Origin of the sequence: Paenibacillus planticolens, from assembly GCF_013141725.1 — a bacterium.
GTDB classification, from domain to species: domain Bacteria; phylum Bacillota; class Bacilli; order Paenibacillales; family NBRC-103111; genus Paenibacillus_E; species Paenibacillus_E planticolens.
This window is the reverse complement of sequence record NZ_WHNZ01000079.1, coordinates 93695-110379: the sequence shown is the minus strand read 5'-3', so window position 1 is coordinate 110379 and position 16685 is coordinate 93695. Positions and strand designations below refer to the sequence as shown.

Annotated in this window: 17 protein-coding genes and 3 tRNA genes; 17 read left to right on the top strand and 3 right to left on the bottom strand. The window is 45.3% G+C overall.

Annotated elements, in window-relative coordinates; genetic code table 11:
- Positions 1 to 68: 68 nt before the first annotated feature.
- From GC097_RS30935 to GC097_RS30890, 10 genes are all read left to right on the top strand, one after another.
- A tRNA-His gene (locus tag GC097_RS30935) sits at positions 69 to 141 on the top strand.
- Positions 142 to 158: 17 nt separating this feature from the next.
- A tRNA-Gln gene (locus GC097_RS30930) sits at positions 159 to 230 on the top strand.
- A 15-nt stretch (positions 231 to 245) separates the two neighbouring features.
- A tRNA-Leu gene (locus GC097_RS30925) sits at positions 246 to 327 on the top strand.
- Between the two features lie 366 nt (positions 328 to 693).
- Positions 694 to 1044, top strand: a complete 351-nt coding sequence (locus GC097_RS30920; protein ID WP_167067937.1) for a DUF2294 domain-containing protein — start codon at positions 694 to 696, stop codon at positions 1042 to 1044.
- Between the two features lie 258 nt (positions 1045 to 1302).
- Entirely contained in the window at positions 1303 to 2397 is a 1095-nt protein-coding gene (locus tag GC097_RS30915) for an ABC transporter substrate-binding protein (RefSeq protein WP_171687106.1), read from the top strand.
- Between the two features lie 73 nt (positions 2398 to 2470).
- A complete protein-coding gene (locus tag GC097_RS30910; protein WP_171687105.1) occupies positions 2471 to 3403 on the top strand; it encodes a nucleoside hydrolase in 933 nt (310 codons plus the stop codon).
- 27 nt (positions 3404 to 3430) lie between these two features.
- On the top strand, positions 3431 to 4252 hold the full coding sequence (locus GC097_RS30905) for an ABC transporter permease (RefSeq protein WP_171687104.1): 822 nt from the start codon (positions 3431 to 3433) through the stop codon (positions 4250 to 4252).
- Positions 4253 to 4256: 4 nt separating this feature from the next.
- Positions 4257 to 5045 (top strand): ABC transporter permease, encoded by a 789-nt coding sequence (locus tag GC097_RS30900; protein WP_171687103.1) that lies wholly within the window; start codon positions 4257 to 4259, stop codon positions 5043 to 5045.
- Positions 5046 to 5060: 15 nt separating this feature from the next.
- Positions 5061 to 6122, top strand: coding sequence for an ABC transporter ATP-binding protein (locus GC097_RS30895; RefSeq protein WP_171687102.1), 1062 nt, complete (start codon positions 5061 to 5063; stop codon positions 6120 to 6122).
- A gap of 21 nt (positions 6123 to 6143) precedes the next feature.
- Positions 6144 to 7850 (top strand): adenine deaminase, encoded by a 1707-nt coding sequence (locus GC097_RS30890; protein WP_171687101.1) that lies wholly within the window; start codon positions 6144 to 6146, stop codon positions 7848 to 7850.
- 43 nt (positions 7851 to 7893) lie between these two features.
- Here GC097_RS30890 and GC097_RS30885 read toward each other — a convergent pair whose 3' ends face one another.
- Entirely contained in the window at positions 7894 to 8262 is a 369-nt protein-coding gene (locus tag GC097_RS30885) for a c-type cytochrome (RefSeq protein WP_171687100.1), read from the bottom strand.
- Positions 8263 to 8465: 203 nt separating this feature from the next.
- Here GC097_RS30885 and GC097_RS30880 point away from each other — a divergent pair, with 203 nt between their 5' ends.
- The 6 genes from GC097_RS30880 to GC097_RS35115 all read left to right on the top strand — a co-directional run bounded on the left by GC097_RS30880 (position 8466) and on the right by GC097_RS35115 (position 14339).
- Positions 8466 to 9239 carry a gluconate 2-dehydrogenase subunit 3 family protein gene (locus GC097_RS30880; protein ID WP_171687099.1) on the top strand — a complete coding sequence of 258 codons (774 nt, stop codon included), beginning with the start codon at positions 8466 to 8468 and terminating at the stop codon, positions 9237 to 9239.
- A gap of 34 nt (positions 9240 to 9273) precedes the next feature.
- Complete coding sequence (locus GC097_RS30875) at positions 9274 to 10995, top strand: GMC family oxidoreductase (protein WP_171687098.1); 1722 nt, start codon at positions 9274 to 9276, stop codon at positions 10993 to 10995.
- A 39-nt stretch (positions 10996 to 11034) separates the two neighbouring features.
- Positions 11035 to 11766 carry a twin-arginine translocase subunit TatC gene (gene tatC / locus GC097_RS30870; protein WP_171687097.1) on the top strand — a complete coding sequence of 244 codons (732 nt, stop codon included), beginning with the start codon at positions 11035 to 11037 and terminating at the stop codon, positions 11764 to 11766.
- 76 nt (positions 11767 to 11842) lie between these two features.
- Positions 11843 to 12040, top strand: coding sequence for a twin-arginine translocase TatA/TatE family subunit (gene tatA, locus GC097_RS30865; protein ID WP_171687096.1), 198 nt, complete (start codon positions 11843 to 11845; stop codon positions 12038 to 12040).
- A gap of 427 nt (positions 12041 to 12467) precedes the next feature.
- Positions 12468 to 12689, top strand: a complete 222-nt coding sequence (locus tag GC097_RS30860) for a hypothetical protein (protein WP_171687095.1) — start codon at positions 12468 to 12470, stop codon at positions 12687 to 12689.
- Between the two features lie 153 nt (positions 12690 to 12842).
- Positions 12843 to 14339 carry a sensor histidine kinase gene (locus GC097_RS35115; protein WP_171687094.1) on the top strand — a complete coding sequence of 499 codons (1497 nt, stop codon included), beginning with the start codon at positions 12843 to 12845 and terminating at the stop codon, positions 14337 to 14339.
- A gap of 25 nt (positions 14340 to 14364) precedes the next feature.
- Here GC097_RS35115 and GC097_RS30850 read toward each other — a convergent pair whose 3' ends face one another.
- The gene (locus tag GC097_RS30850) at positions 14365 to 14772 is read right to left on the bottom strand and encodes a cytochrome-c oxidase (RefSeq protein ID WP_171687093.1); all 408 of its coding nucleotides are present in this window, start codon (positions 14770 to 14772) and stop codon (positions 14365 to 14367) included.
- A gap of 276 nt (positions 14773 to 15048) precedes the next feature.
- On the opposite strand from GC097_RS30850, the gene GC097_RS30845 reads away from it, so the two are divergent.
- Complete coding sequence (locus GC097_RS30845) at positions 15049 to 15252, top strand: hypothetical protein (RefSeq protein WP_171687092.1); 204 nt, start codon at positions 15049 to 15051, stop codon at positions 15250 to 15252.
- Between the two features lie 92 nt (positions 15253 to 15344).
- Here GC097_RS30845 and GC097_RS30840 read toward each other — a convergent pair whose 3' ends face one another.
- Positions 15345 to 16655 carry an aminotransferase class I/II-fold pyridoxal phosphate-dependent enzyme gene (locus tag GC097_RS30840; protein WP_171687115.1) on the bottom strand — a complete coding sequence of 437 codons (1311 nt, stop codon included), beginning with the start codon at positions 16653 to 16655 and terminating at the stop codon, positions 15345 to 15347.
- Positions 16656 to 16685: the final 30 nt, after the last annotated feature.

Genomic DNA, 16685 nt, shown 5'->3' with positions numbered 1-16685 from the left:
TTTAAACCTAAGCATTCAACTTTACGCAAATTTCGTATCTAGTCTTCAGGGAATAAATCCCTACTGTGGCGATCGTGGCGAAGGGGTTAACGCACTGGTTTGTGGATCCAGCATTCGTGGGTTCAAGTCCCATCGGTCGCCCTTTTCCCTTTTATTATTGGGGATTAGCCAAGCGGTAAGGCAACGGACTTTGACTCCGTCATGCCTAGGTTCGAATCCTAGATCCCCAGTTTATTACCTTTTAAGCGGTCGTGGTGGAACGGCAGACACACCATCTTGAGGGGGTGGCGCTCACAAGGCGTGAGGGTTCAAATCCCTCCGACCGCATCCCAGATTTACAAAAAGACCTTACATAGTAAGGTCTTTTTTGTTTTGACACAACGAAAGAAGTGCAGCGGAAAACCGGATGAATATTATAGAACCTAGCCGCAGGCTAAGTTTTTTTGTCCTATACTGACATCGCAGCAGCATGAAAGCTGTGGTGGCGATGTGCCTGCACCCGTCATTAACCGGAAACTATCCTTTTCGAAGAACTACATTCGGAAAAAAGGCGATTTTATAAACAATTGAGGGTCGATATAGTTTATTTCCATATAAAATCACGAACGATTACCTTGATTAATTCAGAAATCCTATGTATTATTAGGATAGCTCGAAAAATACAGAATAATTATTCCTCATGAAGGTGATTTAATGTCCTTACCGGATGATTCTAATGAATACAAGAAGAAGCTGTGTCACCTGTATAACGAGATTTCCAAAGAGTTATTCGGATTTGGTACAACATTGCTGAAGGTATCATTGGATCAGAATATCATTACTTTTCATGCTAAGCATCGTCGATCCCCCCGCTCAACGGCGTTAGAAGGAGAGGCTCCTACGTTGAAACACGAGGTCGATTTCTACATGTCCTCGATTTACAAGAAGAGAATCCGGGAAAAGCTGGAGCAAGAACTGGGGCTATCTATGGATGCCGTATTAAGAGACTATGATCCACCGACGCAATGGGCGATAACGAACATTATTCTTAAACCAACTAAATAGTCAAGACCACGGTGTTTCTCTTTTGATCTATCTTAAGAGTTTACCCGATTGTATAACACTTGATGTCTCTTTACATTGTTTACGATGAAAAGTGCTCTTGTTAGAAGGTATCTTCTATCAAGGGCACTTTTTTATTTATTTAGCCTTAGCAAGGGCGGGCTCGGCATATATTTGTGATCCCGTGTAGAATACTAGTGAAAATTTGACAAACGGATTTACGCTTCAACCTATATATGAAACTTGGGAGGATGTTTGAAAATGAAACAAAGAATGCTTCGCGGTTTGATTTCTTTATCTGTAGTAGGACTGGCATTGACAGGCTGTGGAGCCTCGCCAACGAAAGAGGGCAATACGAATTCGGCAACAACTTCGCCTGCGGAAGCATCAAAAGGCGAACCTACGCAATTGGTTATTTCCACTTGGGGTTTTTCAGACGATTTCTTTAAGAAAGAAGTATACGCACCTTTTGAGAAAGAGCATAATGTTAAGATTGTTTTGGAAATAGGTAATAACTCAGAACGTTTAAACAAAGTGAAACAAGGAAGTTCAAAAGTCGATCTTATCTACTTATCAGATTATTATGCACAACAAGGGATTGAAGCAGGACTGTTCGACAAGATCGACCGCAGCCGTATTCCGAATTTAAAAGACATCTACGATATCGCTAAGGCGCCGCTTGGCGAAGATTACGGTCCAGCCTATACGATTGGCCGATTTGGAATTGCCTATAATCCGAAAGCAACAGGTAAGGAGATCAAATCGTGGAGCGACTTGTGGAGTCTTGAGCTCTCCAAGAAGCTGACTTTGCCTAACATTACGTCTACGACGGGTCCGATGATTTTAGATGCAGCGTCACTAGTAGCCGGGAACACTACATTCAATGCGGATCAAGCTTTCGCAAAAGTGAAAGAGCTGAACAAAGGCGTCGTGAAATATTATGGTCAAACCTCTGAATTCGTAAATATGTTCTCGCAAGGGGAAATTGCTGCAGGACCTATCATGGAAATGTATGTGAAGGATCTGAGAGCGGCTGTGCCGGAGACGAAGTTCATTTCCCCGCAAGAAGGGGCCTATGCCGTTATGAATACGGTGAACGTCATCAAAGGAAGCAAAAACAAGCAGCTAGCCGAAGATTTTATCAACTGGCATTTGAGCAAAGAAGTGCAGGAGAAATCAGCTAAAGCAAAAGTAGATTCGCCTGTTAACACCACGCTTCAACTTTCAGCTGATGAAGCGCAAGGGATTACTTACGGTGCCGATGTCGTAAACAAACTGATCAAAATGGATATGAAATTCGTCAATCAGAATCTTAAATCTTGGATCGACCGCTGGAACAAGGAAGTTGCTCAATAATTGAAATCTTACAAGGGTATATGCTCGTGTGTATACCTTTGTTTTCTTCAACAGGACTAAAGGGGGTTTGTTTATGAAAAAGAAGGTCATCCTCGATGTGGATACGGGCATAGACGATGCGCTGGGAATCCTGCTTGCCGTACGCAGCGGGGAAATGGATGTCCTCGGCATCACTACGGTGAATGGAAACGTATCGCTCCATCAAGCAACTTTGAATACATGCAAGATCCTCCAACTGTTACAGATGGAGAATGAGATCCCGGTCGTTAAGGGCGCGAACAAGCCTTTGATGCGCCCAACTTTTTTTGAGCATCGCGTTCACGGCAAGGATGGGCTTGGCGGAGCTTTAAAAGACATGCCCGTTCATACGAAGGTGCTTGAGGGACATGCCTCCGATTTCATCGTGGAGCAAGTGAGGCGGCACCAAGGGGAAGTCACTTTAGTCATGACGGCGCCGCTGACGAATTTAGCCTTAGCCGTTATGAAGTATCCTGATCTGATTCATCAGGTAAAAGAAGTGATTGTAATGGGAGGCGTCGTTCAAGGCTTCGGCAATGTGACACCTACAGCGGAGTTTAACATGTACGTCGACCCGGAAGCGGCAAAGATTGTATTCCAAGCGGGCTTTCCAAACCTGACGCTCGTAGGCTTGGACGTAACCCGTAAAGCGCTTCTGACAGATGACCATATCCAGGCACTCGGAGACTCGCCTATAGGCCGATATGTGAAGGAGAGCACAGCGGAATATATGCAGCGTTACTACGAACGCAATGGCGTAAGAGCCTGCGCGCTTCACGATCCTCTTGCTGTCGGAGTTGCTCTGAATAAACAGCTGGTCACTACCCATCACTATTACGTCGATGTAGAAACGAAGAGTGAGCTGTGCGATGGGCAAACGGTATGCGATTTTCAAAACCGCTTGTCCAAAGCGGCTAACGTTCATGTGTGTACCGAAGTTTCGGCTGACGATTTTCTCGAACTTTTTATCCGCACGCTGCGAGCATAGCGAACCTAGGAACAGGAGTAAAGCTGCATGAAAAGAAAGTATTTATTTTTATTATTGCTGCCAGGCGTATTGTTCCTGACGGTTTTCATGGTAGTTCCGATTCTTCTAACGATAGGTTCGACCTTTTTCGATAAAGGAACATTTACTTTTGCAGGGTATTTCAATTTCTTCAAGGACCCGTACTTTCTCAAAATTGTGTGGACGACGCTGCGCGTCAGCTTGGTAACCACCCTTATTTGTATAGTGCTTGGCTTTCCGGTAGCCTATTTTATCTCCAAACAGAGTCCTAGACAGAAGGCAATTCTGCTTGCTCTAGCGATATTTCCGCTGCTGACGAGCTCTGTCGTGAGGTCGTTCAGTTGGATGATTATTTTAGGGAAAAAAGGGTTGCTCAATAATGCCCTGATCGCGATCGGTCTCATCAAGGAACCGCTGGATATTTTGTACACGCCAGCGGCCATGATGATTGGACTCATCCATCTGTTTTTGCCGCTCATTCTGATTACATTGGTCGGCGTTCTTGAGAATATAGATCCGGATCTGATCAAAGCGGCGGAGAGCTTAGGAGCAAACCGATTTACGGCTTTTGTGAAGGTCATTGTGCCTCTCAGCGTTCCTGGATTAATCATAGGCAGTATCCTTGTTTTTGTCGGAAGCTTAACGGCTTATACGACGCCGGCATTGCTCGGAGGCAAGCAGCGGGTTATCTCCACATTTCTCTATCAGAATGCGATCACTCTTAACGACTGGTATCTCGCCTCTGTTATTGCCGTGATTATGATCGTGATCACATTCGTCGTCATTGCGCTTATGAATAAACTGGCTACTAAATTAAATCCGAAGGGGTAGAAGTATGCGGGAAAAGAACCGGGGACTGGCCTTTTTTACCCTCCTTGTCTATATATTCTTGCTCGGGCCGCTCGTCATTATTGCGTTTGCTTCATTTGAGCCAGGGAGTGTATTGAAATTCCCACCGACAGGATTTTCGTTGAAATGGTACCGCAACATTTTGGATGTGAAGATGTTCATGACGACCGCGGGCACCTCAATCATGGTATCGCTGATCGGCAATCTGTTTGCACTGCTGCTCGGCGTTCCGGCGGCGTATGCGTTAAGCCGGTTTACGTTTAAGGGGAAAGAGGCGCTAAATGCCGTTTTTATTTCCCCCGTGCTGATTCCAGGTATCGTGCTTGGATTTACGATGCTGAAGTACCTTATCGTGATGTATCACCTTCCGATCTATGCTGCTTTGCTGATTGGACATACCGTGATTATGCTGCCTTTCATCATTCGCGTCATCGCATCCAGCTTATCGAATTTCGATTTTGCGGTTGAGGAAGCTGCATTAAGTCTTGGTTCGGGCCAGCTGAAAACCTTTTTTAAAGTGGTCCTGCCGAACATCAAATCCGGTATTATTGCGGCCATTCTTATTGCCTTTTTGGAATCATTTAATAATGTCGATATCTCGGTCTTTATGACAGGCCCTGGGGTCAGTACGCTGCCAATTCAGATGCTGACGTATGTGGAGAACCATTTTGATCCTACGATTGCTGCTATTTCTGTTTTGCTTATGATCTTTACCGCGGTACTTATGTTCATCATTGAACGGTTGATGGGATTATCCTACTTCACCAAACGATAACGGAGGCTTTCATCCATGGCATTGCTAACTCTGGAAAATATTTCGGTTGCCTACGACCAGCAATATATTCTGAAGGACTTCAATTTAAGTGTAGAAAAAGGAAACTTGATATCTCTTCTCGGTCCAAGCGGATGCGGGAAAACGACGACTTTACGGCTTATCGCCGGGTTTTTAGAAGCTAAGGCAGGCAAGTTCGCATTAAACGGTAAAGATTACACACGGATTCCCGTTAGCAAGCGCAACTTCGGATTCGTGTTTCAGAGTTATGCTTTGTTCCCGCACTTATCGATTTACGATAATGTAGCCTTCGGCCTTCGTCTGCGGAAGGTGAGCGGGGCTGAGCTGGACCGACGCGTCCGGAACATTCTGGATACGGTAAGCTTGTCCGGCTTCGAGAAGCGTTATCCGAAAGAACTGTCAGGAGGCCAAAGACAACGGGTAGCTATTGCGCGGGCTCTCGTGATTGAGCCTGAACTGCTGCTCTTTGACGAGCCGCTAAGCAATCTGGACGCCAATCTGCGCATCAACATGCGGGTTGAGATTCGCCGTATCCAGCAGGAGCTCGGGATCACTACGGTCTATGTATCCCATGATCAGGAAGAGTGCTTCTCGATATCGGATCAGGTAGCCATTATGAACAAAGGGATTATTGAGCAGCTCGGAGCCCCGGCAACGATTTTCAAATATCCGAAAACGGAGTTTGTCGCTCGGTTTATTGGTTTCACGAATTTTATCGCCTTCGATACAAGGCATGATGACAACGAGTTGATCACGCTGAAAGTAAAGGACCAAATGTTTACCGTAACCAAACATGCCAGCAAGGGAGAACAGCCCGGTATGCAAGGAGCTATTCGTCCGGATGATGTGGTTATCGGTATGCCGGGCGAAATTGAGGAAGGGCCAAATCGATTGACGGGACGCGTTAAGGTGAGCACCTTCTTAGGGAGAAGCTATCAATACGTCGTTGAGACAATGCTCGGAGACATTACCGTTAATAAAGAAATGGAATTTTCGTATCCGAGCGGTCAAGAGGTTCGGCTTCTTTTTCCAAGCGAAAAATTAGTTTTAGTAGAGTAGCGGACTTGGAGGTAAAGGCAGATGCAGGTTGATTTACTGATCGAAAATGTACGGATTTATAATAGTTATTTTAAAACATTCATTGAAGGCAACGCAGCCGTTCTAGACGGCAAGTTTCTATATATCGGAAAAAAAGGCGCGGAAAGCTTTGCAGCCGCAGAGCGCTTGGACGGAAAAGGGCGCTACATGATCCCCGGCCTCATCGATATCCATCTGCACATTGAAAGCACGATGGTCACGCCGGAAACGTTCTCCTACGGCCTCATTCGCAATGGTGTTACGACGATCGTTCCAGAGCCTCATGAAATCGCCAATGTTTTTGGGCTAGACGGGGTAAAGGAATTCATCAAAGCAAGCCGCCAATGTGTGGCGGACATGTTCTATGCCATTCCCAGCTCGGTTCCTGCCACATCGATGGAAACGTCCGGCGGCTCGATTGAAATCGAGGACTTGGACGAGCTTTTGCGAACCGAACGGATTATTTGTTTAGGCGAAATCATGAACTACGTTGACGTCATAACGGATCCCGATTGCAAAACGAATCGCATCATCCATCATATCCGCACGAACTATCCTCATCTTATTATTGAGGGGCATGTACCGAAACTGCTGGATTTGGATTTGCATAGGATGATATACAGCGGGGTGGATTCCGATCACACGCATCAGACGATTGAGGGCATGGAGGCCAGGATCGCTGCAGGCATGTTTATTGAAATTCAGGAAAAATCCATGACGCCTGAAGTGATGGCGTATTTGGTGGAGCAAGAAGTGTCTGAGCACTTTTGCTTTGTGACCGATGATGTGATGGCTGACTCTTTCGAGCGGCGAGGTCACTTGAATCATATTGTGCGTAAAGCCATTGAAATGGGCATGAAGCCTGAGCATGCGATTTATGCGAGTACCCTTTCTCCGGCCAAAAGAATGCGGATGTATGATCGCGGCGTTATTGCTCCGGGCAAAATTGGCGATTTTCAGTTAATTTCCAACCTGGAAGAACTGACGATCGACCAAGTGTTCAAGCACGGACGAAAAGTTTATGATGCTCAAGAGGCGTATGCCCCGATTACAAAATCACCTGCTTTTCCGGCGCATTACTATCAAAGTGTCCAGATGCCGCCATTAACGGAAGCGGATTTCTCAGTCAAAACGGAAATCATGGATGGCCGTTATGACTGCCGCGTGATGATGGTCAAGAACGGCTCTACATTCACAGAAGAGCATCGGGCTGAGGTTCAAGTTCGTTCCGGGGAGCTTATGTGGCAGGAAAGCGGTAAAGGGCTTATTGCTACTTTCGAACGCTATGGCAAAAATGGAAATCGGGCTTATGGTCTAATTGACGGCGATACGATTAAGCGCGGAGCGATAGCGACGACGTATTCCCATGACAATCATAACTTGCTTGTTGTCGGTCGCAATCCGCTAGATATGGTAATCGCCGCTAATGAAGTGATTCGCAATCAAGGCGGCTTTAGCGTTGTAGAAGACAGTAAGGTTATTGCTTCGCTTAGGCTGCCTGTCGGGGGAATTTTAACGGAAGCTCCCCTCGAGCAAGTAGCCAAGGAAGTAGAACAGCTGCGTAAGGCGATGGAGTCGTTAGGCTACTGCCATTATAATCCTATCATGTCTATTAGCACGCATTCTTTACCTGTTAGTCCTGCCTTGAAAATTACAGACCATGGTTTAATCGATGTGAATAGCGGCAAAGTTGTACCGCTGATCATCTAATATAAAAATCCCGCACTCATTTAAGAGGCGGGATTTTTTGCGTCTATTTCTTGTCGGCAAGCCAAGTAGCGAGGGAAGAAACTTCATCGTCTGAAAGCTTGCCTTTGAAACTAGGCATGGCCCCTTTTCCGTTCGTAATGGTTGTAGAAACTTGATCCTTGGACAGTTTACTTCCTACTTTTTGTAGATTAGGCCCTACGGCACCTTCCAAGTTGACGCCATGACAGCTTACACAATTGGCTTTGAACACAGCTTGTGCGTCGACTTTTGTTGTACTTGTCCCTCCTGAGCTTTGAGTCGCTGTTGGGCTTGTTGATGCGGACGGACTTGCCTGTGGTGTAGTTGGGCTCTTGCCGCAAGCAGCTAGAGATCCGGCCAGCAGCAGAGTAAGAACTAATAAGGTTTTCTTCATGTGGACTTCTCCTCATATGAGTAGGTTCAAGAACAAGACAGCCATTGATAGCATGTAAAATTCTGCGCTAATGTCTGTAACTTTACATTGCCCGTATTTCTAATTTTCATGCAAAACATGAATAAGAAAAATAGCTGAGGCTCATGATATCCATAACTACCATAACTAACCTATTGTTCATAAAAATCCAAGGAGGCATCAATATGGCTGAGAAAAATGTGGGAAATTCCCCTGACCCGTCGCGACGCAGTTTCTTGAAGTATACCGGAACTGCTATAGGCGGAGCGGTTGTAGGAGGAGTAATCGGCAGCGCAATTTCTGGTGGATTTACGAAAAAGTCGACAACGCCTAGCCCTTCACCATCCGCATCTCCGCAAGTGCAAGCAGGAATGGACTATAACAGAGCCCCGATGTTTTTCAATCAAGCGCAGCTGCAGATGACGGAAGCTGCTGCCGAACGTATTTTTCCAAAAGATGATAACGGACCGGGCGCTAGTGAGCTGGGGGTTGCTTTTTACATTGACCATCAGTTGGCAAGTCCTTGGGGAGTGAATGCCCGCACGTATCGGACGGGTCCTTTTGTTAAAGGTGAAGCTACACAAGGGGATTACTTAAGTATTGAGCGCCACGAGTTGATTACGATGGGATTGCAGAGCATGGAGGATGCGAGCAAGGCGAAGTATACGAAATCCTTCGTAGAGTTGGCTCCCGAGGAGCAGGATGCCATTCTTACCTCCATGGAGAAAGGCGAAATTAACGTTGTAAATGGCGTAACAGGCAAAACCTTCTTCAATCAATTCCGCGTACTCGTGATGGAAGGCGTATATGCGGACCCGCTTTACGGGGGGAACAAGGATATGCAGGGTTGGAAAATGCGGAAATATCCGGGCAATCAGATGAGTTATGTAACAATCATCGACAAGGATCAATTTGCCGCTATGGAACCGCGTAGCTTGCATGATCATTTTGTTCATTAAGAATGAAATCCAATGAGGGAAAGGAATAAAGCGTATGGCTACTAAAATGCCGAAAGTTCCGGTAGTAATTGTTGGCATGGGATGGGTAGGGGGCATCATCGCCGCCGAGCTGACGAAGCAAGGAGTAAAGGTGGTTGGGTTGGAGCGCGGGAAACCAAGGAGCACACAGGACTACTACATGGTGCACGACGAGCTGCGCTATGCATCCAGATACGATCTGATGCAGGATCTTTCCAAGGAAACCGTAACGTTCCGTAATACGGATAAAGTAGCGGCTGTCCCGATGCGTGAGTACGGTTCATTTCTGCTCGGCGAGGGGCTTGGAGGAGCGAGTATCCACTGGAACGGACAAACGTACCGGTTCCTTCCTTACGATTTTGAAATTTATAGTAAAACGGTTGAGAGGTACGGGAAGCAAAAAATACCGGATGGCATGACCATCCAGGATTGGGGCATTACCTACGATCAATTGGAGCCCTATTTCGACAAGTTTGAAAAGTTAGCCGGCATATCGGGTGATCCGGATCAGAATCCGATGGTCGGCAAGCGCTCGAATCCCTTCCCGACGAAGGCCATGGTGAAAACGCCGATTTTGAAGCTTTTTGAGGATGCAACGAAAAAACTAGGCTATCACCCCTATATGATGCCATCGGCGAATTTGTCGGAGCAGTATACGAACCCGGATGGCATAACCAGAGCGGCTTGCCAGTATTGCGGATATTGCGAACGTTTTGGTTGTGAGTATGGAGCGAAGGCCGATGCTGTGGTTACGGTGCTCCCAGTCGCTGAAAAGTCGGGCAATTTCGAACTGCGGTCTTACTCCAATGTCATTCAAGTGTTAAATGACGGCAAAAAGGCTAGCGGAGTGGTTTATGTCAACACGGTTACAGGCGAACAATTTGAGCAGCCTGCTGATGTTGTGATTATGGCCAGCTATGTGTTCAACAACATTAAGCTTCTGCTCACCTCCAAATTGGGTAAACCCTATGACCCGGCTTCCGGAAAAGGCGTAATCGGCAAAAACTACTGCTATCAAACGAACGGAGGCTCCGCTACCGGCTTTTTTGATGACAAAGCGTTCAATTTGTTTGCCGGCGCCGGATCGCTTGGGATGGAGATTCCTGATTTTAACGGTGACAATTTCGATCATAGCAATCTCAATTTCCTTCACGGAGCTGGCATTCGGATCTCGCAAACCGGACAAAGACCGATTGCCACCAACTCGGTACCTAAAGGCACACCTGCATGGGGAAAAGATTTTAAGCAGAAATCGCTTAAATATGCGAACAGTGTTTTGGCCGTATCCCCTCAAGGCTCAAGCTTACCGTGGAAGCATCATTATGTAGACCTGGATCCCACCTATAAAGATGCGTATGGGCTCCCATTGCCGCGTATCACGTTTGATTTCGAAGAGCAGGACCGGCAGATGATCAAATTCGTGAGCGGGAAAGCGGCAGAGATTATGAAGGAGATGAATCCCACCACCATTGGCTCGTCCGACCAGCTGGGGCCTTACAACATCGTGCCGTATCAATCGACGCATAATACCGGCGGCGTTATAATGGGTGCGGACCCGTCTACCTCTGCTGTAAATTCCTATTTACAAATGTGGGATGCCGAAAATGTGTTCGTCGTCGGAGCGTCGGCTTTCGCTCATAACAGTGGCTACAACCCGACAGGTACGGTTGGAGCGCTAGCCTATAGAGCCGTTGAGGGGATCGCGAAATATTTGAAACAAGGCGGTATGGTCGTTTAATTCAGTCGCGGACATGAGCCTATAGATGGGAGGGATGGCATGGGGCAAGAAGATTGGATTGTGCATCTGACCGAAGTGCGCAAGCGGTTGATTATTGTTTTGGCTTGGTTTGTGGTTGTGCTTTGCGCCGGACTGTATGTCTCAAGTGACATCTTGCTGTATTTGAAATCGCAGCCCATGATCGGTGAAATTAAGTGGAATGTGTTTTCGTTTACGGATGGGCTGATGATCTATATGAAGTGCGCTTTCCTCTTTGCTTTGTTGTTTACAGTGCCGGTGCTGCTCTATCAATTATGGGCTTTTGTCCGGCCCGGGCTTACAGAAGCGGAGTCTAGAAGCGCCCTTCCGTACATCCCTGTGGCTTTTGCGCTGTTCATTATCGGGGTAGCGTTCAGCTACTGGGTCGTGTTCCCCATGATGGTTCGCTTTATGATGCGGATGAATCAAACGATCGGTGCAGTGGAGACCTATGGGATTGACCGGTATTTCGGGTTTCTCTTTCAAATTGTATTTCCGATGGCGATCGCGTTTGAGCTGCCTGTGATACTTCTCTTTTTGACTAAAATTGGCTTGCTCACCCCAGAGCGGTTGAAAATGTCCAGGAAGTATGCCTACATCGCGTTAACGATTACAGGATCATGCATTTCGCCTCCGGATATGGTTTCGCATCTATCGGTTACGGTTCCTTTGCTTCTGTTGTTTGAAATCAGCGCATTGGCATCCAACTGGCAATGGCGGGCGATGAGGCAGAGCAGTCCGAGCAATGGTTAGGGTGAATGGATAGGATGAAGAGCTAAGAGGAAGAGCTAAGATTAATAACATAAGTTTGTATAAAAGGAGAATACTCATGTTTAACAATATTGGTGTGTCAGGTTTAATCCTGATTCTGGCGATCGCTTTAATCGTCTTCGGTCCTTCCAAACTGCCGCAGCTAGGTAGAGCGTTCGGAGATACCCTGCGAGAGTTCCGTAACTCTACGCGTAGTATCATTGATGAAGGCGATCGGGAGAATTTGATTGAGAACGAGGGTAAGAAGCCGTTTTAAGGCGCGAACCTAAGCAGATGGGGAACTACAGGGCGCTATTTTGCTAGAAACAGCCCTTTGGACAAGGGGAAGGGAACTAGAGTCCGCTATTTTACCACTTCGAGCAGATAGTTAGATGATTGATGTGAAATAGGATCCTGTACTTCCCCTCGAGTGCCCGAAATTACGCTTTTCGCCGAAATAAGGGAATGGAGTTCCCATCAGTTGAATCTCAAGTTGAGATGGCAGCAAATGAAGCGGAAATCCTCGAAGCGGGTATACGTCAATCTTAAAAGGACCGTCAGGGGGAAACTTGCCTGATGGTTTTTTTAAGGTTTTTTAAAATGATTGTAACCTTTATGTAACTCGCCCGATGGTATACTTTAACTATTGAAAAATATAGGAGTTTATACGTAAATATGGGATCGTGCGGGAGGGGCGTAACGGGATGTGGGATATTCACATGAGGGCGATTCATCTGGATTGTGAGTTTGATAACGCCATGTTGTTTTGCCAATACGTGATGGTCTTGACGGACGGCATAATGACCGGTGGGGGACTTGTGGAGGCATACAACGATAATGAGGTTCAAGTGGGCAGCCAACGATTTTCCCGCAGTCAATCGATATTTGTCGTGACTTTGCCGCCGCAGTGCCAGATGATGTTTTGAATATAACAATTCGATCCTCAGAAGTGTTCCCCAAAAAAGGGGCTTTTTTTATTTTAAAAAGAAATAATCCTCCCGATTCTGGAAAAATTCATTTTATATTAATATTAAATTAATCAAAATATGGATAATTAAGGAATAAGTCGTAATCTGGATGTGGTAAAACAAGTGACTATTCGTTTAAGACTAACCTTGCTTTATTCAACTATTTTGGGATTTGCCTTATTGGTTTTTGGCATAGCACTCTACTTTTTTTTACAATTTTATATATTTAATGATTTAAAAAAATCACTAAGGAACCAGACTGATCTTATACAAAAGAATGTAGCCTATCAATTAGAACTTTCCCCTAATGGGTGGAATTTATTTATCCGACTTGATGATTTTGATACAGTTGGCTCGGGTATTTTTATGCAGATAACTAATATCACTAGTGGCTACAAGACAAAATCATCTAATTTATGGAATGTTGATCTACCATTTTCAACGGAGGATTTACAAAAGAAGAAAGAGGGTTTTTATTCCTCGGTAAGTATTCATAACTCTCCTTTTTTAATATACAATCATCCGCTGATCTTAAATGGAAAGTTAGTTGGTGTTCTACAGGCTGCGTATAACGTCGGTGTTATAAGGAATTTCCTTTCTAGTTTGCAATGGATACTTTGTATGTTATCAGTTTTTGTGGTGCTGCTTGCTATGTTTATGGGGTGGCTTTTTTCTAAAAGAGCCTTAAAACCAATGTATTTTTTAATAAATGCAACAAAAAACATTAAAAATAGTGAAGACTTTTCAACAAGGATAAATTATAAAGGTCCACAGGATGAAATTGGATTACTAAGTGAAACGATGAATAGCATGCTTCAACGTATAGACTCAATTTATGGTGAATTGGAACAATCATCAGCCACTCAAAGAAAGTTTGTTGCCGATGCCTCCCATGAGCTTAGGACACCACTTACAACTATTAATGGAAATGCTGAATTTCTTATTAAACTGATGAAATCTTTGCATGAAAAACTGTGTGATCTACCTGAAAGAGAAGAAATCGAAATTTCTTTAGAAGCACTGAATGATATTACAGACGAGTCAAGAAGAATGGGGAGACTTGTGAACGATCTTTTGTCACTGGCGAGAGCTGATGGAGGTCTTCAGATAAACAAAGAAGTTTATGAATTACAACCTATTGTTGAAACAGTGGTAAGAAAGTCTGAGTTTATTCCAAAAACAGTTGATTGGACAGTAGAAAATATAGAATCATTGCTGGGGGTATACATCTTAGCCTACAGGGATTATATGCAACAGTTATTATTCATTTTTATCGATAATGCTTTTAAGTTTACGTATCAAGGGTATGTAAAAATGGAATTTGAAAGAAATGGGAACAGGATAGGATTAATTATTAAGGATACCGGCATAGGAATGGATAGTGACGAATTAATCCACATTTTTGATAGATTTTACCGCGCAGACTCTTCTAGAGGAAAAACCCCAGGAACCGGATTAGGGTTATCGATTGCAAAATGGATATTAGATGAGCATGACGGAACCGTTGAAGTCACTAGTTATAAAGGTAGAGGCTCTGTCTTTAAGATATGGTTGCCTATTTATATTGAAACTAGTATAAAAAAACCTCGTCATTCCGGAAGAGAATGACGAGGTTTTGTGTGTATGAAGATGTTTATATGGTCACATCTTTTGCCTTTGCTTGTTTCACATTGGCGCTTCCAAGCTGCAGGAACAAGTTAATGGTAAAGAGGATAATGCCGATAACGACGACCAAGGAACTGACAATGACGATAGGGAGCATGGCTGAATTGCCGGAAATAAGCTCGATTGCGAGTCCGCCCTGCATAACAGGCAGGCCTATGTTGTGCAACCAGAAATGAAGCTTAGCTAATCGTGTTTCTGCGGCGTGCGGATAAAAGTGATAGATGAGACCGAATATCGCCATGGATACCCAACCCAACAAATTCACGTGCGCATGGACCGAGGCGAGTCTGAAATCTTGAATGATACCCATCGTCATTCCCAGCAGAACACCTAGCGTGATATAAATCGCAGCAATTTTTAAAAATGTTTTGGCCATGTGGCGTACACCTCCCAAATTTTTGCTTCGTCATTTATTGTAAGTTAAATACGACTAAATGCAAGGTGCCAGGTAACAAAATAGATGTAACATTTTTTTAAAGGATGTCTGCACAGAATAAAACGGAAGAATGGCAGCGAAGTCGGAAGTTTAATGTTATATAATAATTAAAAATTTCACATTTTATTATTGCACAGTGTAATTATTTTGTTATACAATATATAATATATTAATGAATGTAATAATACATTGGCAAGAGTGAAGGGAGAGACGGTAATGAGCAGTTTGGCATCTTCGATGGAGTTCGAGAGAAAAAATTTTAAACATTTTTCACGCCAACGTCCTTACGACTTTCAGAAAGTTATGGCGAACCGGCAGGAACGAACAGAACACGACGAGTATGGCGAAACAGCTTTCTATCCTCTATCACCTGTAGCATTAGAACTTTATTATTTTCATCTTGATCCGGAAGCAGGTTAAATGACGATCGCAAGATGTTGAATAACAGCATACGAAAAAAAGGCTGCTCATAGGTCATTTCAGACCCATTGAGACAGCCTTTTGTCGTTCGGTTATTTGCTGGCCGAGACGGTTTCTATTTCTTTAACGCTTTGATAAATGAGGTTGAACAGCTCTTCCAGGCTGCCTTCTTCGATACAAGAGAAAGCGACGCGGAGGTCGGTCGTTCCTAGCGCGATGGTGCCAACGCCATGCTGGTTCAGCAAGTGCACACGCAATGTTTCGGCATCAACGGTTTTGAGCTTTAAGCACATGAAATATCCGGAGTTGAATGGGTAGTAGCCCCATGCATCATCGAACTTGCCGGAGTCCAAAATGGACTTCGTACGGTTAGCGCGGCCTTTCATAATCTCATACTTCTCTTGCTTCTGCTGATTGAACTCAGGGGAGTTAAGCGCATGAAGCACGAACGTTTGGGATGGGTGAGGGCCGCTGGAGATCGTTGCCCGGATGATGCCCATCGTTTTTTGTTCCAGAGCGCTAAGCAGCGCTTCGCTTTGGCCGGCATACGTGACGAAACCGACGCGGAAGCCCCAGACGTACTCTTCTTTGGTAGCTCCGTCGATTTTGACCGCAAGCACGCGCGGGTGAATGTCCGCTAATTTACCGAACAAAGACTCGTGCAGCGAGCCTTCGAAGAAAAGTCCGAAGTAAGCATCGTCTGTCAGCACCACGACGTTGATTCCGGCTTCAGCAGCTTCTTTGATGGCAGCTGCAATTTCATTGCCTTCTTCAGCCCCAGGCGTGTAGCCCGTTGGATTGTTCGGGAAGTTCAAGACAACGATCGCTTTGCCTTTGGATTGCTGAGCGAGCAGCGCATCGCGGAGGCCGGCGGCATTAAATCTTTGATCCTCGTTGTATAGCGGGTAGTTCACAATTTTCGCGCCGCGGCGGATTTCGAATGTGAGCTCGTAATTTTCCCAGTTTTTGTCCGGAATAATCACGGCGTCCCCAACATCTGCGAACAGGTCAGCGGCAATGCTGAGGCCGTGCGTCAATGCATTCGTTACGATCGGGTTGCCGATCAGTTTGCTGCCGATTTCAGGGTTTTCTTCGAGCATCTTTTTGCGCCATGCCGTTCGAAGCTCGGGCTTGCCGGCTGGCGGCGCGTATTCGTATATATCTTTTGGTGCGTAGGTGGAGAGAGTATCTTGAATGACCTTCAAATGCATCGGCTGACCGTTCTCGATGGCAATGCCGATTGTCGCATTGTATTTCTTGGCTTTTGCCTTAGCTTCAGCAGATTGGCTGAGAATGCCTTCTTTCGGGAAGTAAATCGATTTACCTAATGCAGAAAGCATGTCAAATACGTGAGAATTTTCACGTTCCAGGGTCTCGTTTAACTGTCTTGCCAGAGGATTCATAAGCATGGGTCATTCCTTCCAATGAGCTAT